This window comes from Streptomyces sp. BYX5S (assembly GCF_054724165.1).
In genome coordinates this window covers 6,239,741-6,263,209 of record NZ_CM138829.1, presented here as the reverse complement: position 1 = coordinate 6,263,209, position 23,469 = coordinate 6,239,741, and the positions used below count along the sequence as shown (strand labels likewise).

General features: G+C 71.6%; 20 protein-coding genes and 1 riboswitch. Of the genes, 14 read left to right on the top strand and 6 right to left on the bottom strand.

All coding sequences use genetic code 11. From position 1 onward, the window contains the following. Positions 1-172 precede the first annotated feature (172 nt). From ACYBSK_RS28250 to ACYBSK_RS28235, 4 genes are all read left to right on the top strand, one after another. Complete coding sequence (locus ACYBSK_RS28250) at positions 173-1,510, top strand: M16 family metallopeptidase (RefSeq protein WP_460247116.1); 1,338 nt, start codon at positions 173-175, stop codon at positions 1,508-1,510. A gap of 17 nt (positions 1,511-1,527) precedes the next feature. Then, on the top strand, positions 1,528-2,895 hold the full coding sequence (locus ACYBSK_RS28245; protein ID WP_457481884.1) for a M16 family metallopeptidase: 1,368 nt from the start codon (positions 1,528-1,530) through the stop codon (positions 2,893-2,895). Positions 2,896-3,133: 238 nt separating this feature from the next. After that, positions 3,134-3,296: riboswitch (cyclic di-AMP (ydaO/yuaA leader) on the top strand. 13 nt (positions 3,297-3,309) lie between these two features. After that, positions 3,310-4,110: a M23 family metallopeptidase gene (locus ACYBSK_RS28240; protein ID WP_457480071.1), complete on the top strand. Its 801-nt coding sequence runs from the start codon at positions 3,310-3,312 to the stop codon at positions 4,108-4,110. A gap of 221 nt (positions 4,111-4,331) precedes the next feature. Further along, on the top strand, positions 4,332-5,018 hold the full coding sequence (locus ACYBSK_RS28235; protein WP_457480070.1) for a GntR family transcriptional regulator: 687 nt from the start codon (positions 4,332-4,334) through the stop codon (positions 5,016-5,018). Positions 5,019-5,224: 206 nt separating this feature from the next. Here ACYBSK_RS28235 and ACYBSK_RS28230 read toward each other — a convergent pair whose 3' ends face one another. Then, entirely contained in the window at positions 5,225-5,506 is a 282-nt protein-coding gene (locus ACYBSK_RS28230; RefSeq protein WP_030021209.1) for an HPr family phosphocarrier protein, read from the bottom strand. Positions 5,507-5,694: 188 nt separating this feature from the next. Here ACYBSK_RS28230 and ACYBSK_RS28225 point away from each other — a divergent pair, with 188 nt between their 5' ends. The 4 genes from ACYBSK_RS28225 (at position 5,695) to ACYBSK_RS28210 (ending at position 11,107) form a co-directional block, all read left to right on the top strand. Then, entirely contained in the window at positions 5,695-8,538 is a 2,844-nt protein-coding gene (locus tag ACYBSK_RS28225) for a bifunctional acetate--CoA ligase family protein/GNAT family N-acetyltransferase (RefSeq protein ID WP_460243815.1), read from the top strand. 72 nt (positions 8,539-8,610) lie between these two features. After that, entirely contained in the window at positions 8,611-9,210 is a 600-nt protein-coding gene (locus ACYBSK_RS28220) for a DUF5998 family protein (protein ID WP_457480068.1), read from the top strand. Beyond that, complete coding sequence (locus ACYBSK_RS28215; protein ID WP_460243814.1) at positions 9,207-10,394, top strand: alkaline phosphatase family protein; 1,188 nt, start codon at positions 9,207-9,209, stop codon at positions 10,392-10,394. The genes ACYBSK_RS28220 and ACYBSK_RS28215 overlap by 4 nt, the downstream gene beginning before the upstream one ends. Positions 10,395-10,456: 62 nt before the next feature. Next, complete coding sequence (locus ACYBSK_RS28210) at positions 10,457-11,107, top strand: thymidine kinase (protein ID WP_460243813.1); 651 nt, start codon at positions 10,457-10,459, stop codon at positions 11,105-11,107. 24 nt (positions 11,108-11,131) lie between these two features. Here ACYBSK_RS28210 and ACYBSK_RS28205 read toward each other — a convergent pair whose 3' ends face one another. Then, positions 11,132-11,908: a VOC family protein gene (locus tag ACYBSK_RS28205; RefSeq protein WP_460243812.1), complete on the bottom strand. Its 777-nt coding sequence runs from the start codon at positions 11,906-11,908 to the stop codon at positions 11,132-11,134. A 272-nt stretch (positions 11,909-12,180) separates the two neighbouring features. Between ACYBSK_RS28205 and ACYBSK_RS28200 the strand changes: the two genes are divergently transcribed. After that, entirely contained in the window at positions 12,181-13,038 is an 858-nt protein-coding gene (locus tag ACYBSK_RS28200) for a sulfurtransferase (RefSeq protein WP_460243811.1), read from the top strand. A 101-nt stretch (positions 13,039-13,139) separates the two neighbouring features. On the opposite strand, the gene sepH is transcribed toward ACYBSK_RS28200, so the two are convergent. Further along, positions 13,140-14,219, bottom strand: a complete 1,080-nt coding sequence (gene sepH, locus ACYBSK_RS28195; RefSeq protein WP_460243810.1) for a septation protein SepH — start codon at positions 14,217-14,219, stop codon at positions 13,140-13,142. A 519-nt stretch (positions 14,220-14,738) separates the two neighbouring features. Here sepH and ACYBSK_RS28190 point away from each other — a divergent pair. Then, entirely contained in the window at positions 14,739-16,034 is a 1,296-nt protein-coding gene (locus ACYBSK_RS28190; protein ID WP_460243809.1) for a hypothetical protein, read from the top strand. A gap of 52 nt (positions 16,035-16,086) precedes the next feature. Here ACYBSK_RS28190 and ACYBSK_RS28185 read toward each other — a convergent pair whose 3' ends face one another. Further along, positions 16,087-17,436, bottom strand: a complete 1,350-nt coding sequence (locus ACYBSK_RS28185) for a D-arabinono-1,4-lactone oxidase (RefSeq protein WP_460243808.1) — start codon at positions 17,434-17,436, stop codon at positions 16,087-16,089. Next, complete coding sequence (locus ACYBSK_RS28180) at positions 17,366-18,640, bottom strand: MFS transporter (RefSeq protein WP_457480060.1); 1,275 nt, start codon at positions 18,638-18,640, stop codon at positions 17,366-17,368. Before ACYBSK_RS28180 ends, ACYBSK_RS28185 begins: the two co-directional genes overlap by 71 nt. Before the next feature lie 106 nt (positions 18,641-18,746). On the opposite strand from ACYBSK_RS28180, the gene ACYBSK_RS28175 reads away from it, so the two are divergent. Continuing rightward, on the top strand, positions 18,747-19,886 hold the full coding sequence (locus tag ACYBSK_RS28175; protein WP_460243807.1) for a ferrochelatase: 1,140 nt from the start codon (positions 18,747-18,749) through the stop codon (positions 19,884-19,886). Positions 19,887-19,971: 85 nt separating this feature from the next. Next, positions 19,972-20,748 (top strand): inositol monophosphatase family protein, encoded by a 777-nt coding sequence (locus ACYBSK_RS28170; RefSeq protein WP_457481883.1) that lies wholly within the window; start codon positions 19,972-19,974, stop codon positions 20,746-20,748. 105 nt (positions 20,749-20,853) lie between these two features. Here ACYBSK_RS28170 and ACYBSK_RS28165 read toward each other — a convergent pair whose 3' ends face one another. Next, positions 20,854-21,027: a hypothetical protein gene (locus tag ACYBSK_RS28165; protein WP_403844164.1), complete on the bottom strand. Its 174-nt coding sequence runs from the start codon at positions 21,025-21,027 to the stop codon at positions 20,854-20,856. A 338-nt stretch (positions 21,028-21,365) separates the two neighbouring features. Here ACYBSK_RS28165 and ACYBSK_RS28160 point away from each other — a divergent pair, with 338 nt between their 5' ends. Next, positions 21,366-22,019 carry a response regulator transcription factor gene (locus ACYBSK_RS28160; RefSeq protein ID WP_457480058.1) on the top strand — a complete coding sequence of 218 codons (654 nt, stop codon included), beginning with the start codon at positions 21,366-21,368 and terminating at the stop codon, positions 22,017-22,019. Between the two features lie 7 nt (positions 22,020-22,026). After that, on the top strand, positions 22,027-23,265 hold the full coding sequence (locus ACYBSK_RS28155) for a sensor histidine kinase (RefSeq protein WP_460243806.1): 1,239 nt from the start codon (positions 22,027-22,029) through the stop codon (positions 23,263-23,265). Positions 23,266-23,469: the final 204 nt, after the last annotated feature.

Genomic DNA, 23,469 nt, shown 5'->3' with positions numbered 1-23,469 from the left:
TCAGAAGGGCCCGCGCTCGCTCACGGCGTAGCCCCGGCGGGAACTTCGCCAGGTGCCAGCACGCTTGCATACAGTGGCAGGACTCGCAGCAGTTCAGTGTTTCAGGACTTGCCGCGGTCCAGAGTTCACCGCGAATCCGCGTTGTACCGCGATCGAAGGGACGTACATGCCCATGGGTCACACGGCCACCGCCGAGGCCGGCTCCGGCGGCCTGACAGCGACCGAGCACCGGCTGGCCAACGGCCTGCGCGTGGTGCTCTCCGAGGACCATCTCACCCCGGTCGCGGCGGTCTGCCTCTGGTACGACGTCGGCTCGCGCCACGAGGTCAAGGGCCGTACGGGCCTGGCTCACCTTTTCGAGCACTTGATGTTCCAGGGCTCGAAGCAGGTGCACGGCAACGGGCACTTCGAGTTCGTCCAGGGCGCGGGCGGTTCGCTCAACGGCACCACGAGCTTCGAGCGGACCAACTACTTCGAGACGATGCCCGCCCACCAGCTGGAGCTCGCACTGTGGCTGGAGGCCGACCGCATGGGCTCGCTGCTGGAGGCCCTCGACGAGGAGTCGATGGAGAACCAGCGGGACGTCGTGAAGAACGAGCGCCGCCAGCGCTACGACAACGTCCCCTACGGCACGGCGTTCGAGAAGCTGACCGCCCTGATGTACCCCGAGGGCCACCCGTACCACCACACGCCCATCGGCTCCATGGCCGACCTGGACGCGGCCACCCTCGAGGACGCGCGCGCCTTCTTCCGCACCTACTACGCGCCCAACAACGCGGTGCTGTCGATCGTCGGCGACATCGACCCGGAGCAGACGCTCGCCTGGGTCGAGAAGTACTTCGGCTCCATCCCGGGCCACGACGGCAAGCCCGCCCCGCGCGACGGCGCCCTCCCGGACGTCGTCGGCGAGCAGCTGCGCGAGGTCGTCGAGGAGGAGGTCCCGGCCCGCGCCCTGATGTCCGCCTACCGGCTCCCGCAGGACGGCACGCGCGCGTGCGACGCCGCGGACCTCGCGCTCACCGTGCTCGGCGGCGGCGAGTCCTCCCGCCTGTACAACCGCCTCGTACGCCGTGACCGTACGGCGGTGGCGGCCGGTTTCGGTCTGCTGCGCCTGGCCGGAGCGCCCTCCCTGGGCTGGCTGGACGTGAAGACCTCCGGAGACGTCGAGGTGCCGGTCATCGAGGCCGCCGTCGACGAGGAGCTCGCCCGGTTCGCCGAGGAGGGCCCGAGCCCCGAGGAAATGGAGCGGGCCCAGGCCCAGTTGGAGCGCGAATGGCTGGACCGCCTCGGCACGGTCGCGGGCCGCGCCGACGAGCTGTGCCGCTACGCGGTGCTGTTCGGTGACCCGCAGCTCGCCCTGACCGCCGTGGGACGCGTCCTGGACGTGACCGCCGCCGAGGTCAAGGAGATCGCCCAGGCCTGCCTGCGCCCCGACAACCGCGCGGTCCTCGTGTACGAGCCGACCGCACCCGCCGACACCGACGAGAGCGACGAGGAGGCGGGCCAGTGACCGAGCAGCTCGCGAACATGGACTTCCACCCGCGCCCCCAGGCCGGCGAGCCCAAGCCGTGGGCCTTCCCGGCCCCGGAGCGCGGCGCGCTGCCCAACGGTCTCACGGTGCTGCGCTGCCACCGCCCCGGCCAGCAGGTCGTCGCCGTGGAGGTGCACCTGGACGCGCCGCTGGACGCCGAGCCCAAGGGCCTCGACGGCGTCGCGACGATCATGGCGCGCGCCTTCAACGAGGGCACCGACAAGCACTCCGCCGAGGAGTTCGCCGCCGAGCTGGAGCGCTGCGGCGCCACCATGGACGCGCACGCGGACCACCCCGGTGTCCGTGCCTCCCTCGAAGTGCCGGCCTCCCGCCTCGGCAAGGGCCTCGCCCTCTTCGCCGACGCGCTGCGCGCCCCCGCCTTCGACGACAGCGAGATCGAGCGCCTCGTACGCAACCGCCTGGACGAGATCCCGCACGAGAGCGCCAACCCCGCCCGGCGGGCCGCCAAGGAGCTCTCCAAGCAGCTCTTCCCGGCCGACGCGCGCGTGTCGCGCCCCCGCCAGGGCACCGAGGAGACCGTCTCGGCCATCGACGCCGCGTCGGTGCGCGCCTTCTACGACCGGCACGTACGCCCCGCCACCGCCACGGCCGTCGTCGTGGGCGACCTGACGGGCATCGACCTGGACACCCTCCTCGCCGACACGCTGGGCGCCTGGACCGGCGACACCGCAGAGGCGCGCCCCGTGCCGCCGGTCGTCGCCGACGACACCGGCCGCGTGATCATCGTGGACCGTCCGGGAGCCGTGCAGACGCAGCTGCTCATCGGCCGCGTCGGACCCGACAAGCACGACCGTGTGTGGGCCGCGCAGGTCCTCGGCACGTACTGCCTGGGCGGCACCCTCACGTCGCGTCTGGACCGCGTCCTGCGCGAGGAGAAGGGCTACACCTACGGGGTGCGGTCCTTCGCCCAGGTGCTGCGTTCGGCGCCCGACGGCAGCGGCGCGGCGATGCTCGCCATCAGCGGCTCGGTGGACACGCCGAACACCGGCCCCGCGCTCGACGACCTCTGGAAGGTCCTGCGCACCCTGGCGGCCGAGGGCCTCACGGACGCCGAACGGGACACCGCCGTGCAGAACCTGGTGGGTGTCGCCCCGCTGAAGTTCGAGACCGCCGCGGCCGTCGCGAGCACCCTCGCCGACCAGGTCGAGCAGCACCTGCCGGACGACTTCCAGGCGCGGCTGTACCAGCAGCTCGCCGCGACCGGCACGGTGGAGGCCACGGCCGCCGTCGTGAGCGCGTTCCCGGCGGACCGGCTGGTGACGATCCTCGTGGGCGACGCCGCGCAGATCGAGGAGCCGGTGAAGGCGCTCGGCATCGGCGAGGTCACCGTGGTCGCGGGCTGATCCGATCCGTCCCAGCACCTCGCGAGCCCCGGCGCCGACTCGGCCGCCGGGGCTCCGTGGTGTTGGTCACGATCATTCGGAATCACCACACGCTCGCAAATGTCCGAATTGGTGCAGAGGTTGCCTGTCTGCCCTGTGGCGTGCACTACAAAAGCCGGGTTCTGTTTGTTGATTCAAAGTCGGCCCGCTTAGCGTTCCCTCCGGCTGTCCGCCAGCCGCACGTCGCGCCCGCGACACCGGACAGTCATCGCCGAGTCCCCATGGTGCGAGCCAGGGGAGCCGGGGACCCACCGCAGTCCCTGGGGTGAATCGGGCGCTCTTCCCGCAGGGGGAGGGGGCCCGTAGGAGACCTTCCTGCTCCGAACCCGTCAGCTAACCCGGTAGGCGAGAAGGAAGGAAAGGACCAGCCACTTCATGGCGTTCACCCGTGCCACCGGGAAGCACCGCCGCCCCAGCCGCCTGACGCGTACCACCGCACAGGTAGCCGGCGTTGCCGCACTCACCACGACGGGTGTGGTGGGAAGCCTCGCCGCCCCCGCGCTCGCCGCCGACACCACGTTGGCCGAGCACGACGGCCTCACGCAGGCCGTCGCCATCGGCGACTCCCTCGCCGACCAGATCGACGCCCAGGCCGTCGCGCAGGAGAAGGCCGCCGCCAAGGCGAAGGCCGAGGCCGAGGCCAAGAAGAAGGCCGAGGAGGCCAAGCGCAAGGCCGAGGCCGAGGCCAAGAAGCGGGCCGCCGAGAAGGCCGAGAAGGAGCGCGAGGCCAAGGAGCGCGCCGCCCGCGAGGCCGAGCGCAAGCGCCTGAACAGCTTCGTGGCGCCGATCTCCGGTTCGTACGTCTCCACCGCCTACCAGGCCGGCAGCGGCCTGTGGTCCTCCGGCAGCCACACCGGCATCGACTTCCACGCCTCCACCGGCACCTCGGTGCACGCGGTCGGCATGGGCACCGTCGTCGAGGCCGGCTGGGGCGGGGCGTACGGCAACAACGTCGTGATCAAGATGAAGGACGGCACGTACACCCAGTACGGCCACCTGTCGTCGATCGGCGTCTCCGTCGGCCAGAGCGTCACCCCCGGCCAGCAGATAGGCCTCTCCGGCGCCACCGGCAACGTCACGGGCCCGCACCTGCACTTCGAGGCCCGCACCGGCCCGGACTACGGCTCGGACATCGACCCCGTCGCGTACCTGCGCCAGCACGGTGTGAACGTCTGACCCACCCGGCACACGCCTCGAAAGCCCCGGCTCACCGAGCCGGGGCTTTCGCGTGTGCGGACCCCGACTGTCCAAAAAATATCCCTGGATTCGGCCCTCTCGTCGGAAATTCAAGTCCGGTGGAATAGAGTCATTGACCAAGGGTTCCGGCCGCGTGTCATTCGCGCTTGCAGGGGCGTCAATCGACCGCGTTTCGCGGGGATTAAGGCGGAGGTCGACTCATGCGCATTCCCGCGCACTCGGTATGCACGGCGATCCGCGACGACATCGTCGCCGGGGTCTACGAGCGCGGCGGCAGGCTCACCGAGGAGCTGCTCGCGCGCCGCTACGGGGTCTCCCGCGTGCCCGTGCGCGAGGCGCTGCGCACCCTGGAGGCGGAGGGTTTCGTCGTCACGCGCAGGCACGCGGGCGCGTGCGTGGCCGAACCCACCGAGCAGGAGGCGGCCGACCTCCTGGAGATCCGCATGCTGCTGGAGCCCATGGGCGCCGCCCGCGCCGCGCAGCGTCGCACCGAGGCCCACCTCAAGGTCCTGCGCGGCCTGGTCAGGCTGGGTCAGGAGCGCTCCAGGCGAGGTCAGAGCGAGGATCTGCGCAGCCTGGGCAGCTGGTTCCACGAGACGCTCGCGCAGGCCTCCGGCAGCCCCGGCCTGATCACCCTGCTCACCCAGCTGCGCCACAAGATCGCCTGGATGTACGCCGTGGAGAGCCCCGCCCAGCCCGCCGAGTCCTGGGCCGAGCACGGCGCCATCGTCGACGCGGTGGCGCGTGGCGACGCGGAGCGCGCCCGCGCCCTCGCCGCCCTGCACACGGAGCGGGCGACGGCCGCCCACCGGCTGCGCGTCCCCCGCGCGGGCGAGCGTGTGAGGACTTCGCAACATGCAGTCAACACGGTGGGGCCCCAGGTTTAACAGCGGAGCCGTATACAAAGAAGTGAGCTATTCGACGACGGGTCGCGGATTCATTTCCGCTGCCCAATTCGCCGTGAATTAATGAGTGGCCTTACGGGGTGACTTCGGCGCGCCGGAATTCTGTCCGCGGGGGCAGGGCAAACGAAAAAGCCGCGCACCCCTGAAAGGGACGCGCGGCTTCGCCGTACTGCTTGTACGTCTGTGGGTCAGACGGTCTCGGGAAGCTCCTCGAGGCCCTCGGCGACCAGCTTGGCCAGACGGTCGAGCGCGGCGTCCGCGCCCTCGGCGTCGGAGGCCAGCACGATCTCCTCGCCGCCCTGGGCGCCCAGGCCCAGCACGGCCAGCATGGAGGCGGCGTTGACGGGGTTGCCGTCGGCCTTGGCGATCGTCACGGGAACGCCGGCGGCCGTGGCAGCGCGGACGAAGATGGAAGCGGGGCGGGCGTGGAGGCCCTCGGCCCAGCCGACGTTGACGCGGCGCTCAGCCATGTGATGCTGCCCTTCAGGTGTCTCACGGTTGTCTAGACCAGTGTTCCATACCGGGGCGCGTGCGTGACGCGGACCCAGGTCCTCACCGGCACGGCCCTTCGGTCCTCCATAGCGTGCCCTCCGTACGCACGGGCCGCGACCTGTACGACAGGGCTCCGTCTGTCGGTGCCCGGCCCTACGCTTGCGACATGGAGACCCCGTCGGACCGCCACGCGTACCCCGCCCACTGGGAGGCCGACGTAGTGCTGCGCGACGGCGGCACCGCGCGGATCAGGCCCATCACGACCGCGGACGCCGAGCACCTGACCAGCTTCTACGAGCAGGTCTCGGACGAGTCGAAGTACTACCGCTTCTTCGCGCCCTACCCCCGGCTGTCCGCGAAGGACGTGCACCGCTTCACCCATCACGACTACGTGGACCGGGTCGGCCTCGCCGCCACCGTGGGCGGCGAGTTCATCGCGACGGTGCGCTACGACCGGATCAACGCGCAGGGCATGCCCGCCACCGCCCCCGCCGACGAGGCGGAGGTCGCCTTCCTCGTGCAGGACGCCCACCAGGGCCGCGGCGTCGCCTCCGCCCTCCTGGAGCACATCGCGGCCGTCGCCCGGGAGCGCGGCATCCGCCGCTTCGCGGCCGAGGTGCTGCCCGCCAACACCAAGATGATCAAGGTGTTCCGGGACGCCGGGTACACCCAGAAGCGCAGCTTCGAGGACGGCGTGGTCCGCCTGGAGTTCGACATCGAGCCCACCGAGGCCTCGCTCGCGGTGCAGCACGCGCGCGAGCAGCGCGCCGAGGCCCGCTCCGTGCAGCGCCTCCTCGCCCCCGGCTCCGTCGCCGTGATCGGCGTCGGGCGTGCCGCCGGAGGAGTGGGCCGCAGCGTTCTCGACAACCTGAAGGACGCCGGTTTCACCGGCCGCCTGTACGCGGTGAACCAGGCGTTCGGGGACGACGTCACCGAGATCGACGGCGTACCCGCTCACCGCTCCGTACGCGACATCGCCCCGGCCGAACCGGTCGACCTGGCCGTCGTCGCCGTGCCCGCCCCGCAGGTCCCCGAGGTCGTCGCCGAGTGCGGCGAGCGCGGCGTGCAGGGCTTCGTCGTGGTCTCCGCCGGCTACGCCGAGAGCGGTACCGAGGGCCGCGAGCGCCAGCGCGCCCTGGTCCGCCAGGCGCGCAGCTACGGCATGCGCATCGTGGGGCCGAACGCGTTCGGGGTCGTCAACACGTCACCGGAAGTCCGGCTCAACGCCTCGCTCGCCCCCGAGATGCCGCGCCCAGGCCGCATCGGTCTGTTCGCCCAGTCCGGCGCCATCGGCATCGCCCTGCTGTCCCGGCTGCACCGCAGGGGCGGGGGAGTGACCGGGGCCAGCGGAGTCTCCACGTTCGTCTCGGCGGGCAACCGCGCGGACGTCTCCGGCAACGACGTCCTTCAGTACTGGTACGACGACCCGGACACCGACGTCGCCCTCATGTACCTCGAATCGATCGGCAACCCGCGCAAGTTCACGCGCCTCGCCCGCCGCACCGCCGCCGCCAAGCCCCTCGTGGTCGTGCAGGGCGCCCGGCACAGCGGCATCGCGCCCACCGGGCACGCGGTGCGGGCCACCCGCCTCCCGTACGCGACCGTTTCCGCGCTGCTGCGTCAAGCGGGTGTCATCCGCGTCGACACGATCACCGAACTCGTCGACACCGGACTTCTGTTGGCCCGCCAGCCGCTGCCCGCGGGACCCCGCGTCGCGATCCTGGGCAACTCGGAGTCGCTGGGCCTGCTCACCTACGACGTGTGCCTCTCCGAAGGGCTGCGCCCCAAGACGCCCCTGGACCTCACGACCGCCGCCTCCGCGGCCGACTTCCGGGGCGCGCTGGAGCAGGCCCTGGCGGACGACGGGACGGACGCCGTCGTGGTCACCGCGATCCCCGCCGTCGGCGAGGGCCCCTCGGAGGACGCGGAACTCGCGGCCGCCCTGAGCACGGCCGCCGCCACCGGCCCCACCAAGCCGGTGCTGGTCGTCCACGTCGAACTCGGCGGCCTCGCCGAAGCGCTCTCCGCCGCGGTGAGCACGGGACCCAACGCGCCGGACACCCCACTCCAGCGCGCCCCCGAGCCGTCCGCCACCCCCGAGACCCTCGAAGGCGGTGCCCCGTCGGACCGCCCCCCGCGCCTCATCCCCGCCTACCCGGCCGCCGAGCGCGCCGTCCGCGCCCTCTCCCAGGTCGCCAAGTACGCCCAGTGGCGGCGCGACGCGGCCGAGCCCGGCAAGGTCCCCGAGTACGACGCCATCGACGAGCAGGGCGCCGCCGACCTCATCCAGGAACTGCTCGCCAAGCACAGCGACCCCAAGGGCGTCGACCTCGCCCCCGACGACGCCCGCGCGCTGCTGTCCCGGTACGGCATCGACGTACGGCGCACGCTGCCCGCGCGCGACACGGACGAGGCCGCCGAGGCCGCGCGCACCCTCGGCTACCCCGTGGCCCTGAAGACGACGGCCCCGCATCTGCGGCACCGCCCCGACCTCGGCGGCGTACGCCTGGACGTGTCCGGTGAGGGGGAGCTGCGGCGCGCCTACGAGGACCTGACCGCGCGGCTCGGCCGCCCCGCCGAACTGCGGCCGGTCGTGCAGTCGATGGCGCCGCGCGGAGTCGACACCGTCGTACGGGCCGTCATCGACCCGGCCGCGGGCGCGGTGCTCTCCTTCGGTCTCGCCGGAGCCGCCTCCGAACTGCTCGGCGACACGGCGCACCGGCTGATCCCGGTGACCGACAAGGACGCGCAGGGGATCGTGCGGTCGATCAAAACCTCCCCGATCCTGTTCGGCTGGCGCGGCGCCGCCCCCGTCGACACGCCCGCGCTGGAGGAACTGCTCCAGCGGGTGTCGTGCCTGGTCGACGACCACCCCGAGGTGGTCGGCGTGGCCCTCGAACCGGTCGTCGTGGCGGAGCACGGCCTGACCGTCCTCGGCGCCTCCGTCCGGCTCGCCCCGCCGCCCGCGCGGGACGACCTCGGACCGCGCACCCTGCCCGCCGCGTACTGAGAATCGCCTCGTCACAGGCGCTCACGGAGAGTTATCCACAGGAGCAACGGGAGTCTCTTTCCGGGCCTTAGGATGGACCCCATGGCCAAGACCAGTACGACGACCCAAGGGCTGCGGACGGCGATCGAGCGCAGCGGCTACTACCCGGCTCTCGTGGCCGAGGCCGTGGAGGCCGCGGTCGGCGGCGAGCCGATCTCGTCGTATCTGGTGCACCAGGAGACCACGTTCGACGCGAACGAGGTCCGTCGGCACGTCACGGTCCTGGTCCTGACCGACAGCCGCTTCATCGTCAGCCACACGGACGAGCAGGCGGCCGACAGCACGTCCCCGACGCCGTACGCGACGACGTCCACGGAGTCCGTGCAGATCGGCCGGATCTCCTCGGTCGTCCTCAGCCGCGTCGTCGCCAACCCGGAGAAGTACGTTCCGGGCGCGCTGCCCCGCGAGGTCGTCCTCACCATCGGCTGGGGCGCCGTCTCCCGCATCGACCTGGAGCCCGCGAGCTGCGGCGACCCCAACTGCGAGGCGGACCACGGCTACACGGGCAACACGACGGCCGACGACCTGAGCCTGCGCGTCAGCGAGGCCGGGGACGGCCCGGAGACCGTGCGCCAGGCCCTCACGTTCGCCCAGTCCCTCTCCGAGGCCATCGCGGACGCGGGACGCCGATGACGCAGGCCGCCTGGGACGACGTAGAGCCGCTGCCCGTCCACACCGCTCCCGTCCCGGCGTACGGCACCGGATCCCTCGCCGACCTGCTGCCCACCCTCGGCGCCCACCTCGGCGTCCCCGGCTGCACCGCCGGAATCCCGGAACTGCGGGCGGTCGACCGGGCCTGTGTCTTCCTGATCGACGGCCTGGGCTGGGAGCAGCTCAAGGCGCACCCCGACGAGGCCCCGTTCCTCAGCTCGCTCATACCGTCCTCGCGCGGCGGCACCGGCCGCCCCATCACCGCGGGCTACCCGGCCACCACCGCGACCTCCCTCGCCTCCGTCGGCACCGGGCTGCCCCCCGGCGCCCACGGCCTGCCCGGCTACACGGTGCGCAACCCGGCCACCGGCGAGCTGATGAACCAGCTCCGCTGGAACCCGTGGACGAAGCCGAAGACCTGGCAGCCGTACCCCACGATCTTCCAGCGCGCCCATGAGGCGGGTGTGCACACCGCGCAGGTCTCGGCCCCCGCCTTCGAGTCGACGCCCCTCACCAAGATCGCCCTCAGCGGCGGCACCTTCTTCGGCCGCCTCTCCGGCGAGGACCGCATGGACCTGGCCGCCGAGCAACTGGCCGCGGGGGACCGCTCGTTGGTCTACACGTACTACAGCGAGGTCGACGGCAAGGGGCACCGCTTCGGCGTCGACTCCGACGCCTGGCGCGGCCAGCTCATGTACGTCGACCGGCTCGCGCAGCGCCTCGCCGAGCAACTGCCGCCGCGCAGCGCCCTGTACGTCACCGCCGACCACGGCATGGTCGACATCCCCTTCGACGAGCAGTCCCGCATCGACTTCGACGAGGACTGGGAACTGGGCGCGGGCGTCGCCCTGTTGGGCGGCGAGGGCCGCGCACGCCATGTGTACGCGGTGCCGGGCGCGGCGGGCGACGTGCTCACGGTCTGGCGCGAGGTCCTCGGCGAGCAGTTCTGGATCGCCTCGCGCGACGAGGCGATCGCGGCCGGCTGGTTCGGTCCGCAGGTCGACCAGCGGGTGTACGACCGGCTCGGCGACGTGATCGCCGCCGCCCGGGACGACGTCCTGATCATCGCCTCACAGACCGAGCCGAAGGAATCCCTGATGGTCGGCAACCACGGCTCGATGACCCCGGCGGAGCAGCACGTACCGCTGCTCGAAGTGCGGTCCTGACCGCCCGCGCCGTGCCCCGCCCGCCCTCCACCGCGTCCCCCTCGAAAGGTGCTCGACTCCCCATGCCCGAGCTGGTGTTCTTCTCCGGAACGATGGACTGTGGGAAGTCGACTCTCGCTCTGCAGATCGAGCACAACCGCTCGGCGCGCGGTCTCCAGGGCCTCATCTTCACCCGCGACGACCGGGCGGGGGAGGGCAAGCTCTCCTCCCGCCTCGGCCTCGTCACGGACGCCGTGGAGGTCGCGGACGACCTGGACGTGTACGCGTACGTGGTCGAGCACCTCTCGCAGGGCGGCAAGGTCGACTACCTGATCGCGGACGAGGCGCAGTTCCTCGCGCCCGAGCAGATCGACCAGCTCGCCCGCGTCGTCGACGAGCTGGAGCTCGAGGTCTTCGCCTTCGGGATCACGACCGACTTCCGCTCCAAGCTGTTCCCCGGCTCGCAGCGCCTCGTCGAACTCGCCGACCGCGTCGAGGTGTTGCAGGTGGAGGCGCTGTGCTGGTGCGGCGCCCGCGCCACGCACAACGCCCGGACCGTCAACGGCGCGATGGTCGTCGAGGGCGCCCAGGTCGTGGTCGGCGACGTGAACCGGTCGGCCGACGAGATCGGCTACGAGGTGCTGTGCCGGCGCCACCACCGCAGGCGGATGACGAGCGCCACGGCCCACGCGGCCGCGCTCTCCCCGGACGTCCTGCCGGTCGGCTCGGCCTGACCGAGGGCCGACCGGGCGGGGGCGCTACACGGCTCGCGACGTCAGCAGCGAGAACTCCGCGCCCTCCGGGTCCGCCACCATGGCCACCCGCCCGTGCGACCCCTCGCGCGCGGGCTTGATCACATGACCGCCGAGGTCGGCGACCCGCTCCACCGCCTCGTCCACGTCCGCGACCTCGAAGTACGTCATCCAGTGCGGCCCCTGGTCGCGGGGCAGGGCGTGCCCGACGCCGTGCACGGAGGCGACGGGGGCGCCCTCCAGGTGCAGGGTGAGGAAGTCGAAGTCGGCGGAGACGACGGCCTCTTCGGTGTAGTCGAAGACGGCCTGGTAGAACTTGGCGACGCTCGCCGTCTCCCGTGTCACCAGTTCGTTCCACGCCATCGCGCCCGGCACCCCGGTCACCGCCGTGCCCGCGTGCCCGGCGGCCTGCCACAGGCCGAACACCGCGCCCGACGGGTCGGAGCCGATCGCCATCCGCCCGGCCTCCCCGGCGTCCAGCGGGCCGACGCCCACCGTGCCGCCGCAGTGCCGCACGGTCTCCGCCGTCGCGTCCACGTCGTCGGAGGCCAGATAGGGGGTCCAGGCGACCGGCAGGTGGCGCTCGGCGGGCAGCCGGCCGATGCCCGCGACCTCCATGCCGTTCAGGAGCGCCCGTACGTACGGCCCGAGTTGTTGCGGGCCGGGCCGGAACTCCCAGCCGAAGAGCGCCCCGTAGAACTCCTGGGTGGCGGCCATGTCGTGCACCATCAGGCTCACCCAGCAGGGGGTGCCCGGTGCGCGCCGGGCTGCTGCCTCGGTCATCGTCACTCTCTCCTCGAAAGAAACCCTCGGTCCCACGGCGCGGGTACCCACGTCACTCGGTGCCCCTCCTGATGGTGGCACTCGGTGCCGCACGGCGCTCCTCGGCCGCGCCGAAACCGGCCGATACCTCGCCGCGGATACCCGGAACGCCGTGTCGCACGTGGTGCGGCGCCCCGACCCGGCCATGTCCGGTCAATAGACGCTCGGTAGTCGATCGAGCACGCTATACGACCATGGGCGCGCGGGCCAGAGCATGAGCAAGGATGGGGCCCATGAATGCCATCATCTCCGCATCCGAACTCGCGAGCGAGTTGGCAGGGGAGCGTCTTCCCGTGCTGCTCGACGTCCGCTGGCAGCTCAGCGTCGCCCAGGCCGCGGGCGCACCCGCCTTCGACGGCCGTGCCGAGTACGCGGCGGGCCATGTGCCGGGCGCGGTCTACGTCGACCTGGACTCGGAACTCGCCGGTCACGCCGGTCCCGGTGAGGGCAGGCACCCGCTGCCGGACCTCACCGTCTTCGGCGCCGCGATGCGCGCGGCCGGGGTCTCGGCGGACCGGGACGTCGTCGTGTACGACGGCGGGCAGGGCTGGGCCGCGGCGCGCGCGTGGTGGTTGCTGCGCTGGACGGGTCACCCGTCCGTGCGGGTTCTCGACGGCGGACTCGCCGCGTGGGAGGGCCCGCTGGAGACGACGGTTCCGACGCCGGAGCCGGGCACCTTCGAGCCTGCACCCAGTGCCACCGGGGTGCTCGACGCGGACGCGGCCGCGGCGCTCGCCCGGTCCGGGCTGCTTCTGGACGCGCGCGCCGCCGAGCGCTACCGCGGTGACGTGGAGCCCATCGACCGGGTCGGCGGCCACATCCCCGGTGCGGTGTCCGCCCCGACCAACGAGAACGTCGGCGAGGACGGCCGCTTCCGCCCGGCCGCCGAACTGGCCGAGCGCTTCAAGTCCCTTGGCGTGAGCGGCGATCCGGGCCGCGTCGGCGTCTACTGCGGCTCGGGGGTCTCGGCCGCGCACGAGATCCTGGCGCTCGCCGTGGCCGGTTTCGACGCGCAGCTCTATGTGGGCTCGTGGTCCCAGTGGTCCGCGGACGCGTCGCGCCCGGTGGCGACGGGTCCGGACCCGCAGTAGCCGTACCCACGGGTGAGGGGCCCGCGCCGACTGAACGGCGCGGGCCCCTCACCCGTATGAGAAGACGCGCGGCCCTCGCGGGAGGGGCGTCCTAGCCCTCGCTACTCCTGCTTCTTGCGGCGCGTACCGAAGACGATCTCGTCCCAGCTCGGTACGGCCGCGCGGCGACCCGGGCGGACCCCGTCGGCCTCCGCCTGGCGGTCGGTGGTGCCGGTCAGGCGGTCGCGATGACCTGCGACGGAGCGCGGCATCAGGACGTCCGCGTACGCCGATCCGGCTCCGGCCGAGGCGGCGGGCGCCGGCGGCTCCTCCACCTCTACGGCCGCGGGCGGCTCGGGCTCCTCCTGCGGCGGCTCGGGAGCCGCCGAGGGGCGCTCGGGCACGGCGAGGTCGCCGCGGTAGCTGGGCACGGCCTCCAAGAGGCTGGTCAGCGAGTCGCGCTCCGACGAGGCGGAGGCGATCGCCGGCAGTTCGTTCTCCTCGGTGTCCGGCTCCAGGGGCGCGGCCGGACGCTCCAGCTGCCGGTCCAGGGCCCGGTCGAGCGGGCGGTCCCGGGGCAGCCGGGCGATGCGCGGCACGAACGGGAACGTGGGCTCGGGCGTGCCGATGTCGTCGGACTCGCCGATGAGCGAACGTGCCTCGTCGTCCACGGCCTGGACGAGCCTGCGGGGCGGGTCGTATGTCCAGCTCGCCGAGTGCGGTTCGGTCGCGACCCGGTAGACGAGCAGGACTTCCCAGGTGCCGTCGTCGCGGCGCCAGGAGTCCCACTGGACCGTGTCCTTGTCGGCGCCGCGCAACAGCAGGCGCTCCTGCACGGCCTCTCCGAGCTGAGGGCCTGCGTTCTCGCCGGGGCGGCGCACGGGGGTCTTCCTGGCGCGCTCCGCCATGAAGGCGCGCTCCGCGAGCACGGGGCCCTCGAAGCGGCGCACCCGGTCGACCGGGATGCCGGCGAACTGCGCGACCTCTTCCGCGGTCGCGCCGGCCCGTATGCGCGCTTGGATGTCGCGTGGGCGGAGGTGGCTCTCCACCTCGATCTCGATCTGGCCGAGACGCGGACGGTCGCCTCGTACGGCGGCCCGGAGGCGCTCGTCGATCGGCAGCGTGTACTCCGTGCTGTCCGCAGCCTTCAGCACCAGCCGTGTGCCGTCGTTAGAGACGGCCACGACACGCAGTTCGGGCATGGGGACCTCCCGGGTGGTGCCTGCCGACGTCACGTGCGTCGCTGCTTCCGCTAGTCGAGTGTGGCCTGCCCGGGTGCAGCCTGCCACAACCTTGCCGAGTTGCCCGGCGTGTCGGGCATGGGCCCTGGATCGCCGTTATGGCACGGTTATCTATTCGCAACGCTAAGTGACAGACTTCGTCACCCTGTGCAGCGAACCCCCTCCCCACGGTCCTGGCAGGACCCGAGCACCCTGGCGGGAGACCGGACCCAGGGCTCGCAACAGTACTCCATTCGGGCCACTTGCGTGGATCGCCGCGCCGCCGAAGTTGTCCAGGGGCGCGGCAGTTGAGGTCGCGGGCTCCCGGCCTTCGTCTGAAATGTGTGGGCTTCGCGTGTCGTGCTTCACGAAAAACACGTAATCGGAACTGAAGCCTCCCCCCTAAACGTCCTTTCTCGTGGGACACAGGGAGTTCGCTTACTCTTGAGCACTTCGCTGCGTCTGGGTGGTTATGTCGAGAAAGGTAGACAAGGTCTGAACATGGGCAAGAAGCCGGAAATCTCCGAGGACACAGAGGACGAGCCCAAGGAGAAGCGGCTGGATCTGAGCGTGCCCCAGGTGGCCGGCAGCGCGGTCGCCGCCGTCGTGGCCGCGAAGCTCGCCTCGGGCCTCGGTGTCTACGGGACGATCCTCGGTGCCGGCGTGGTCAGCGCCCTCGCGACGTGCGGCGGCACGCTCTTCCAGCACTTCTTCAGGCGTACCGGCGAGCAGATACGCGACGTCCGGGTGCCGAAGGGGAAGGCCCGGCACGTGCCGATGACGGCGCAGGGCACCCCGGTGCCCCGGACGTTCCGCTCCGACTCCTCGATGGATGCCACGAGCTCCATGGACACCACGAGTCACACGCGGCAGATGGGCGCCACTCGTTCCGCGGGCACGAGCGACGAGCCGTCCGCGGCGCCGCCCACCGTCAAGGTGCTGCCGACCACCACGACCTGGGGCATGCCGAGCGCTCCGGCGCCGGACGCCGAGGAGACCACGGCGCTGCCGCAGGTCTCCGCGACCGACGGGACGCACCTGCTCGACACGGGCGCGGTGGCCGACCTGCTGCCCGACGAGGACACCGACAGGACGCAACTGCTGGGCGCCGCCGCCGCGACGACCGCGGCCGACCCCGAGAAGACCCAGCTGATCAGGCCCGAGACGGTCGACGAGGCCACGCGCGTGCTGCGCGTCCCGGACGACGGGCCCGCCGAGCCCGGGGCCGGTTCCGACCTGGACGTCAGCGACGAGTTCACCGAGGGCACCGTGCACCGCTCGCGCATCAAGAGCTGGAAGCGGCCGCTGATCGCCGCGGCCCTTGTGTTCGGCGTCACCATGTGCGGCATCACCACCTACGAACTGGTCTCGGGCCACACCTTCGGCGGCAGCGGCGGCGGAACCACCATCGGTGACGCCTTCAAGGGCAGGAGCTCGTCCGGCAGCGGCACCACCTCGGGCGACACCACACCGACGCCGTCCGACAGCAGCAGCACCGGTTCGGACTCCGGTACGCAGCAGAACGACGACTCGAGCACCACCACCCCGGACCCGAGCGCCACCCCGTCGACGGGGGAGAGCAGCGGCACGGGTTCGGACTCCGGTTCGGACAGCGGGTCCTCCGACTCCGGTTCGGACTCGGATTCCGATTCCGGCTCGGACAGCGGCTCCGACAGCGGGTCCGACTCCGGTTCGGACTCGGACTCCGGCAGCGGCTCGGACTCCGATTCGGGCAGCAGTGCCAACCCGACGACCGCTCCCACGCAGGGCTCGGACACCCTTCAGCAGTCGGAGTGACCGGTCGCCCCCGAGGGGAAGCCGCCGCCTTCCGGGCGGCGGCTTCTCCGCGTCAGTCGCCGAGAACCCGCCGCAGATAGGCGTTGCCGAACACGCGGTCCGGGTCGAGGCGGTCGCGCAGCGCCGTGAACTCCTCGAAGCGCGGGTACACGCGCGCGAAGTACTCGGCGTCGCGCGTGTGCATCTTGCCCCAGTGCGGACGCCCCTCATGGGCGGTGAAGATCCGCTCCGCCGCGGTGAAGTACCGGTGGAACGGTGTGCCCTTGTACATGTGCACGGCGACGTACGCGGAGTCGCGGTCCGAGGCCGTGGACAGGGCGATGTCGTCGGCCGGAGCGGTGCGGACCTCCACGGGGAAGCTGATCCGCAGCCGTGAGCGGTCGACCATGGCCTTCAGCTCCCGCAGCGTGTCCACCAGGGCCGCGCGCGGAACCGCGTACTCCATCTCCACGAAGCGCACGCGGCGCGGCGATGTGAAGACCTTGTAGGGGATGTCGGTGTATGTCCGGGCCGACAGCGCCTTGCTGGAGATCTTGGCGATGGTGGGGATCGTGCCGGGCACGGCGCGGCCGATCGAATTGACCACCTGGAAGAGGCCGTTGGAGAGCACCTCGTCCTCAAGGAAGCCGCTGAGCTTCGGGACCGGGGCCTCGGGGCCCGCGCTGCGGTTGTTGCGCTTGGTGTTGCAGTTGCCGGTGTGCGGGAACCAGTAGAACTCGAAGTGCTCGTTCTCGGCGTGCAACTCGTCGAACTCCATGAGCACCCGCTCCAGGCTCATCGGCTCCTCGCGCGCGGAGAGCAGGAAGAGCGGCTCCACGGCGAAGGTGATGGCCGTGACGATGCCCAGGGCGCCGAGGCCGATCCGGGCGGCCGCGAAGACCTCGGGGTTCTCCTTCTCGGAACAGGTGAGCAGGCCGCCGTCGGCGGTGACCAGTTCGAGCCCCTTGATCTGCGCGGCGATCGAGGCGGAGTCGCGGCCCGTGCCGTGGGTGCCGGTGCTGGTGGCGCCCGAGACCGTCTGCTCCATGATGTCGCCCATGTTCGTGAGCGACAGGCCCTCGCGGGCCAGGGCCAGGTTGAGTCGCTTGAGCGGAGTGCCGGCCTCGACCGTGACCGTCCCGTTCTCCCGGTCGATGTGGCGGATCCCGGTCAACAGTTGAGGGCGTATCAACACCCCGTCGGTCGCCGCGGCCGCCGTGAAGGAGTGGCCCGAGCCGACGGCCTTCACCTTCAGGCCGTCCGCCGCGGCGTCGCGCACCGCCGCGGTCAGCTCCTCGACGGAGGCGGGCATCACCTCGCGCGCGGGGCGTGAGGTGACGTTCCCCGCCCAGTTACGCCAGGCTTCGCCGGTCCTCCGGCTGCCCGTCTGCGCGCCCGGCGTGCCCCTCAGTGCCCTGCTCATCGGTGCTTCCTCCCCGCTGCGGAACCGGCCGCTTCAGCCGGCGGTGGCCCAGGAGCCCGACGAGGACCGCGACGGCTCCGGAGACTCCCGGCACCGCGTACCCGGCCCCCGCCCCGGCGGCGTCGATCACCCAGCCGGCCACGGAGGAGCCGAGCGCGACGCCGACCGAGAGTCCGGTGCTCACCCAGGTCATGCCCTCGGTCAGCTTCGCGCGAGGTACGTGCTGCTCGACGAGGGCCATCGTCGTGATCATCGTCGGTGCGACGGAAAGGCCCGCGACGAAGAGCGCCACGGCCAGGAGTGGCAGGTTCCCGACCAGTTGGAGGGGGATCATACTCACGGCCATCGTGACGACACCCACCAGCCACCTGCGAGCGGGTGCCCCCTTGAAGTGCAACAGGCCGAACAGGGCGCCCGCGAGACAGGAACCCGCGGCGTACACGGCGAGCACGACACTGGCCATCGACTTGTGCCCGAGCTCCTCGGCGTAGGCCACCGTGACCACGTCGATCGAGCCGAAGATCGCTCCCGTGGCGACGAAGGTCGCGACCAGGACCTGCAACCCGCGCGCGCGGAGCGCCGAACCGCGGGTGTGGTGCTCACGCGGGTGCGGTGCCGGTTCGGTGGCCCGCTGCGCGGTCAGCCAGAAGACGCCGACCGCGAGGAAACAGCCCGCCAGGAGGGGACCCGCCTCCGGGAACCACACCGTGGACAGCCCGATCGAGATGATCGGCCCGAAGATGAAGCACACCTCGTCGATCACGGACTCGAAGGAGTACGCGGTGTGCAGCACCCGCGGCACGTCCTGGTAGAGGGCCGCCCAGCGCGCCCGGATCATGGAGCCCACGCTCGGCACGCAGCCGACGAGCGCCGCGCACACGAAGAGCGTCCAGTCCGGCGCCTCGTACTTCGCGCACAGCAGCAGGGCGCCGACCGCGACGAGCGAGACCAGCGTGGCCGGGCGCAGCACCCGGCGCTGCCCGTGCCGGTCGACGAGGCGGGAGATCTGCGGTCCGAGCAGGGCGGCGGAGAGCGCCACCGTCGCGGACAGGCCGCCCGCGAGTCCGTAGCGCCCGGTCAGCTGGGAGATCATCGTGACGATGCCGATGCCCATCATGGACAGGGGCATCCGGCCGAGGAACCCGGCCGTGGAGAAGCTCTTGGTGCCGGGCAGGGCGAAAATGGCGCGGTAGGGGCTGGGCAACTCGACTCCGGTAAGGCGTAAAAGCGGTTGATACAGCTTACGGCTTCCGAGAACCGCACACATGGCGGTTTCCTGCCTGTCAGTGGCGGGTGGCAGGATCGAAGGCATGCCAGAAGCGCACGCTGCCAGCCCCGATGCCCGCCCCTACGACGCCCTGCTGCTGCTCTCGTTCGGTGGCCCGGAGGGTCCCGACGACGTCGTCCCGTTCCTGGAGAACGTGACGCGCGGCCGGGGCATCCCCAAGGAGCGACTCAAGGAGGTGGGGCAGCACTACTTCCTGTTCGGCGGCGTCAGCCCGATCAACGACCAGAACAGGGCCCTGCTCGACGCCCTGCGCAAGGACTTCGCCGACCACGGCCTGGAACTGCCGGTCTACTGGGGCAACCGCAACTGGGCGCCGTATCTGACGGACGCCCTGCGGGAGATGGTCACCGACGGCCACCGCCGCATCCTCGTCCTCGCCACCAGCGCCTACGCCTCGTACTCGGGCTGCCGCCAGTACCGCGAGAACCTCGCGGACTCGCTCGCCGCCCTGGAGGCGGAGGGGCTGGAGCTGCCGAAGATCGACAAGCTGCGGCACTACTTCAACCACCCCGGCTTCATCGGCCCCATGGTCGAGGGCGTCCTGAAGTCCCTCGCCGACCTCCCCGAGGACGTCCGGGGCGGCGCCCACATCGCCTTCACCACGCACTCCATCCCGAACGCGGCGGCCGACACCTCCGGCCGTCCCGAGGAGCACGGCGACGGCGGCGCGTACGTGAAGCAGCACCTCGACGTCGCGCGGCTCATCGCCGACGCGGTGCGCGAGGAGACCGGCGTCGACCACCCCTGGCAGCTCGTCTACCAGTCGCGCTCCGGAGCCCCGCACATCCCGTGGCTCGAACCCGACATCTGCGACCACCTGGAGGAGCGCCACGCGGCGGGCGTCCCGGCCGTCGTCATGGCGCCCATCGGTTTCGTCTCCGACCACATGGAGGTCCTCTACGACCTCGACACCGAGGCCGAGGCCAAGGCGGCGGAGCTGGGCCTTCCGGTGCGCCGCTCCGCCACCGTCGGAGCCGACCCGCGCTTCGCCGCCGCCGTACGGGAGTTGGTCCTGGAGCGGGCCGCGACCGAGAGCGGCAGGAACGTCACACCCTGCGCTCTTGGCGCCCTCGGCGCCAGCCACGACCTGTGCCCCGTGGGCTGCTGCCCCGCCCGCGCCCCCAAGCCCGCTGCGGCCGGCGCCGACAGCCCGTACGCGTAAGGACAGTGACGTGACAGACCCCAAGGCAGGCGACGCCACCGAGGCCGCCCGCGCCGCCGACGACCTCACGGCCCTCAAGGCCGAACTGCTGGAGATCGCCCTGGAGGCGGCCGGCCGGGCCGGTGTCTTCCTGCGCGACGGCCGGCCCGAGGACCTCGGCGTCGCCGCCACCAAGACGAGCGCCGTCGACGTCGTCACCGAGATGGACATCGCCTCCGAGAAGCTGATCACGGACTACCTGGCCGAGCGCCGCCCCGACGACGGGGTGCTCGGCGAGGAGGGCGCCTCCTCGGAGGGCACCAGCGGCGTCACCTGGGTGATCGACCCCATCGACGGAACGGTCAACTACCTTTACGGGCGCCCCGATTGGTCCGTCTCCATCGCGGCCCGCAAGGACGGCGAGACGATCGTCGGCGTCGTCGCGGCCCCGATGCGCGGCGAGACCTACCGGGCCGTCCTCGGCGAGGGCGCCTTCGTCAACGACCGGCCCGCCCACGCGCGCGTGGCACCGCCCTTCGAGCAGGCCCTCGTCGGCACCGGCTTCGGCTACCTGGAGACGCGGCGCGCCCGCCAGGCCGAGGTGCTGCGGCAGTTGGTGCCGCGCGTACGCGACATCCGGCGCGGTGGCTCGGCCGCCATCGACCTGTGCGACGTGGCGGTCGGCCGCCTGGACGCGTACTACGAACGGGGCCTGAACCCCTGGGACTTCGCGGCCGGCGACCTCGTCGCGCGCGAGGCCGGCGCCCTCACTGGTGGCCGCCCCGGAGAGCCCCTGTCGCCGGAGCTGACGATCGCCGCGCCCCCCGGCCTCTTCGAGCCGCTCCAGAACTGGCTGGAAGAACTCGGCGCCTGGCACGACTGACCGTTCCGGCGCGCGGCACGCGAGCCCCCGCCGCGCGAGACGGCACACGAAAGGGCCCCGGCGCCCGCCTGGATCGAACCAGGCGCCGGGGCCCTTTCGTGTACGTCAGACGCTGGAGGCGTGAACCTCCACGCCGTGCTCGGCGGCGAGGCGGTGGAGGTCGTCCAGCTCGCCCTGCTCGACCTCGGCGAGGAAGTCGTCGCCGGTCTCGCGCGCCCGCGTCAGGTCGGTCTCGGCAGCCTTTATGCGCTGCAGCAGTCCTGCGGTGAAAGCGTCCATGGTTGCGCCCCCTCGTCCTGGGTCGTGGGTCGATGGCACGGGGGTGTGCCCTTGGAAGGGGCGATCACGTGTCGACCCGTCCTGGGGCGAGCGGTTTCGACAGCGGCTCGTGGCATGCCACGTACAAAGCGTGATCGCGGGTGTACAGCCGTCCTCCCCAAGGTCCCTTCCGCAGAAACCTCAACCCGGCCGGAAAATCCCGCATTCCCCGTACGCCCGACCGTCTTACAGCCGGTTTATGGCCGAAAGGGGCAGGATGGGGGTCCACACCCCAAGACCTGACCTGCCCGTGCGCCCGAGAAACGCGCCGGCGGGTGACCAGAGGAAGGACAAGCGACGTGCGCGTACTCGTCGTCGAGGACGAGCAGCTGCTCGCCGATGCGGTGGCCACCGGACTCCGCCGGGAGGCCATGGCCGTCGACGTCGTGTACGACGGTGCGGCCGCCCTGGAGCGCATCGGCGTCAACGACTACGACGTGGTCGTACTCGACCGCGACCTCCCGCTCGTGCACGGCGACGACGTCGCCCGCAAGCTCGTCGAGCTGGGCATGCCCACCCGCATCCTCATGCTGACCGCATCCGGCGACGTCAGCGACCGGGTGGAGGGCCTGGAGATCGGGGCCGACGACTACCTCCCCAAGCCCTTCGCGTTCAGCGAGCTGACGGCCCGCGTGCGGGCCCTCGGGCGGCGTACGAGCGTGCCTCTGCCGCCTGTCCTGGAGCGCGCCGGGATCAAGCTCGATCCGAACCGCCGCGAGGTGTTCCGCGACGGCAAGGAGATCCAGCTCGCGCCCAAGGAGTTCGCCGTCCTGGAGGTGCTGCTGCGCAGCGAGGGCGCCGTCGTCTCCGCCGAGCAGCTCCTGGAGAAGGCCTGGGACGAGAACACGGACCCGTTCACGAACGTCGTGCGCGTCACCGTGATGACCCTGCGCCGCAAGCTGGGCGAGCCCGCCGTCATCGTCACCGTGCCCGGCTCCGGCTACCGGATCTGATCCCTCGATGGCCGCCGCACCCGCGCCACCCTCGGCGCCACCGAAACCGACCTGGAAGCCCGGCACGAAGGCGGAGCCGCCCTTCCCGTGGCTCCGCCCCACCATCCGGATAAGGCTCACGCTGCTGTACGGCGGCATGTTCCTCATCGCGGGCATCCTGCTGCTCTCGATCATCTACCTCCTGGCGGCGCAGGCCCTCGACATCGGCGGCGCGCTGCCGTTCAAGGTCACTGACGGGCACGTCATCAGCACCAGCTGCAACTTCCCGTCGGGGAACATCTCGGCGAGCGAGCTGAACGACCTGATGAACGACTGCGTGAACCAGCAGCGCCAGCACGCCCTGGACACGCTCCTCAGCCGTTCCCTGATGGCTCTGATGGGCCTCGCCGTCATCGCCTTCGCCTTCGGCTACGCCATGGCGGGCCGCGTGCTGTCCCCGCTCGGCCGCATCACCCGCACCGCGCGCCGGGTCGCCGGTACGGACCTGACGCGCCGGATCGAGCTGGACGGCCCGGACGACGAGCTGAAGGAGCTGTCGGACACCTTCGACGAGATGCTGGACCGCCTGGAGCGCGCCTTCACGGCGCAGCAGCGCTTCGTCGGCAACGCGTCCCACGAGCTGCGCACGCCGCTCGCGATCAACCGCACCCTCCTGGAGGTGCACCTCTCCGATCCGGGCGCGCCCGTGGAGCTCCAGCAGCTCGGCAAGACGCTGCTGGCCACCAACGAGCGCAGTGAGCAGCTCGTGGAGGGCCTGCTGCTGCTCGCCCGCAGCGACAACCAGATCGTCGAGCGCAAGCCCGTGGACCTCGCGGAGGTCGCCTCGCAGGCGATCGACCAGGCCAGGTCCGAGGCCGACGAGAAGGGCGTGGAGGTGCGCGGTGAGCGCAAGGAAGCGGTCATCCAGGGCAACGGCGTGCTCCTGGAGCGCATCGCCCTGAACCTCGTGCAGAACGCCGTGCGCTACAACATCCCCGAAGGGGGCTGGGTGCGGGTGGACACGGAGGCACAGCACGGCCAGGCGGTCCTCGTGGTCGTCAACACCGGCCCGGTGGTCCCCGCGTACGAGATCGACAACCTCTTCGAACCGTTCCGGCGGCTGCGTACCGAGCGCACCGGCAGCGACAAGGGCGTGGGCCTCGGGCTCTCCATCGCCCGGTCGGTCGCCCGCGCGCACGGAGGACGCATCACCGCCGAGCCGCGTGAGGGGGGTGGGCTCGTGATGCGGGTCACCCTGCCGATCTAGGCCGGTTCGACGTGCGAGCCGGGCACGGATCTGACATGCTTCCGCCGACGCGCAGGAGAGTTCGCTTTTAGCTGAATTTTCCGGACCTGCGCCGGAGATCGCGCTGTGTGATCGATCACATGCACGCTTTTTCGGCCGTCCACTCTCCGTGATCGCAAAAGCCGTGTGAAAGCCGGGAAAATCCGGGTTTTCGGGCGCCTTGAT

Excerpts from the sequence above, each read along its gene's own strand:
- ACYBSK_RS28250 (WP_460247116.1), top strand. The coding sequence starts at position 173 with ATGGGTCACACGGCCACCGCCGAGGCCGGCTCCGGCGGCCTGACAGCG.
- ACYBSK_RS28245 (WP_457481884.1), top strand. The coding sequence starts at position 1,528 with ATGGACTTCCACCCGCGCCCCCAGGCCGGCGAGCCCAAGCCGTGGGCC.
- ACYBSK_RS28240 (WP_457480071.1), top strand. The coding sequence starts at position 3,310 with ATGGCGTTCACCCGTGCCACCGGGAAGCACCGCCGCCCCAGCCGCCTG.
- ACYBSK_RS28235 (WP_457480070.1), top strand. The coding sequence starts at position 4,332 with ATGCGCATTCCCGCGCACTCGGTATGCACGGCGATCCGCGACGACATC.
- ACYBSK_RS28230 (WP_030021209.1), bottom strand. The coding sequence starts at position 5,506 with ATGGCTGAGCGCCGCGTCAACGTCGGCTGGGCCGAGGGCCTCCACGCC.
- ACYBSK_RS28225 (WP_460243815.1), top strand. The coding sequence starts at position 5,695 with ATGGAGACCCCGTCGGACCGCCACGCGTACCCCGCCCACTGGGAGGCC.
- ACYBSK_RS28220 (WP_457480068.1), top strand. The coding sequence starts at position 8,611 with ATGGACCCCATGGCCAAGACCAGTACGACGACCCAAGGGCTGCGGACG.
- ACYBSK_RS28215 (WP_460243814.1), top strand. The coding sequence starts at position 9,207 with ATGACGCAGGCCGCCTGGGACGACGTAGAGCCGCTGCCCGTCCACACC.
- ACYBSK_RS28210 (WP_460243813.1), top strand. The coding sequence starts at position 10,457 with ATGCCCGAGCTGGTGTTCTTCTCCGGAACGATGGACTGTGGGAAGTCG.
- ACYBSK_RS28205 (WP_460243812.1), bottom strand. The coding sequence starts at position 11,908 with ATGACCGAGGCAGCAGCCCGGCGCGCACCGGGCACCCCCTGCTGGGTG.
- ACYBSK_RS28200 (WP_460243811.1), top strand. The coding sequence starts at position 12,181 with ATGAATGCCATCATCTCCGCATCCGAACTCGCGAGCGAGTTGGCAGGG.
- sepH (WP_460243810.1), bottom strand. The coding sequence starts at position 14,219 with ATGCCCGAACTGCGTGTCGTGGCCGTCTCTAACGACGGCACACGGCTG.
- ACYBSK_RS28190 (WP_460243809.1), top strand. The coding sequence starts at position 14,739 with ATGGGCAAGAAGCCGGAAATCTCCGAGGACACAGAGGACGAGCCCAAG.
- ACYBSK_RS28185 (WP_460243808.1), bottom strand. The coding sequence starts at position 17,436 with ATGAGCAGGGCACTGAGGGGCACGCCGGGCGCGCAGACGGGCAGCCGG.
- ACYBSK_RS28175 (WP_460243807.1), top strand. The coding sequence starts at position 18,747 with ATGCCAGAAGCGCACGCTGCCAGCCCCGATGCCCGCCCCTACGACGCC.
- ACYBSK_RS28165 (WP_403844164.1), bottom strand. The coding sequence starts at position 21,027 with ATGGACGCTTTCACCGCAGGACTGCTGCAGCGCATAAAGGCTGCCGAG.
- ACYBSK_RS28155 (WP_460243806.1), top strand. The coding sequence starts at position 22,027 with ATGGCCGCCGCACCCGCGCCACCCTCGGCGCCACCGAAACCGACCTGG.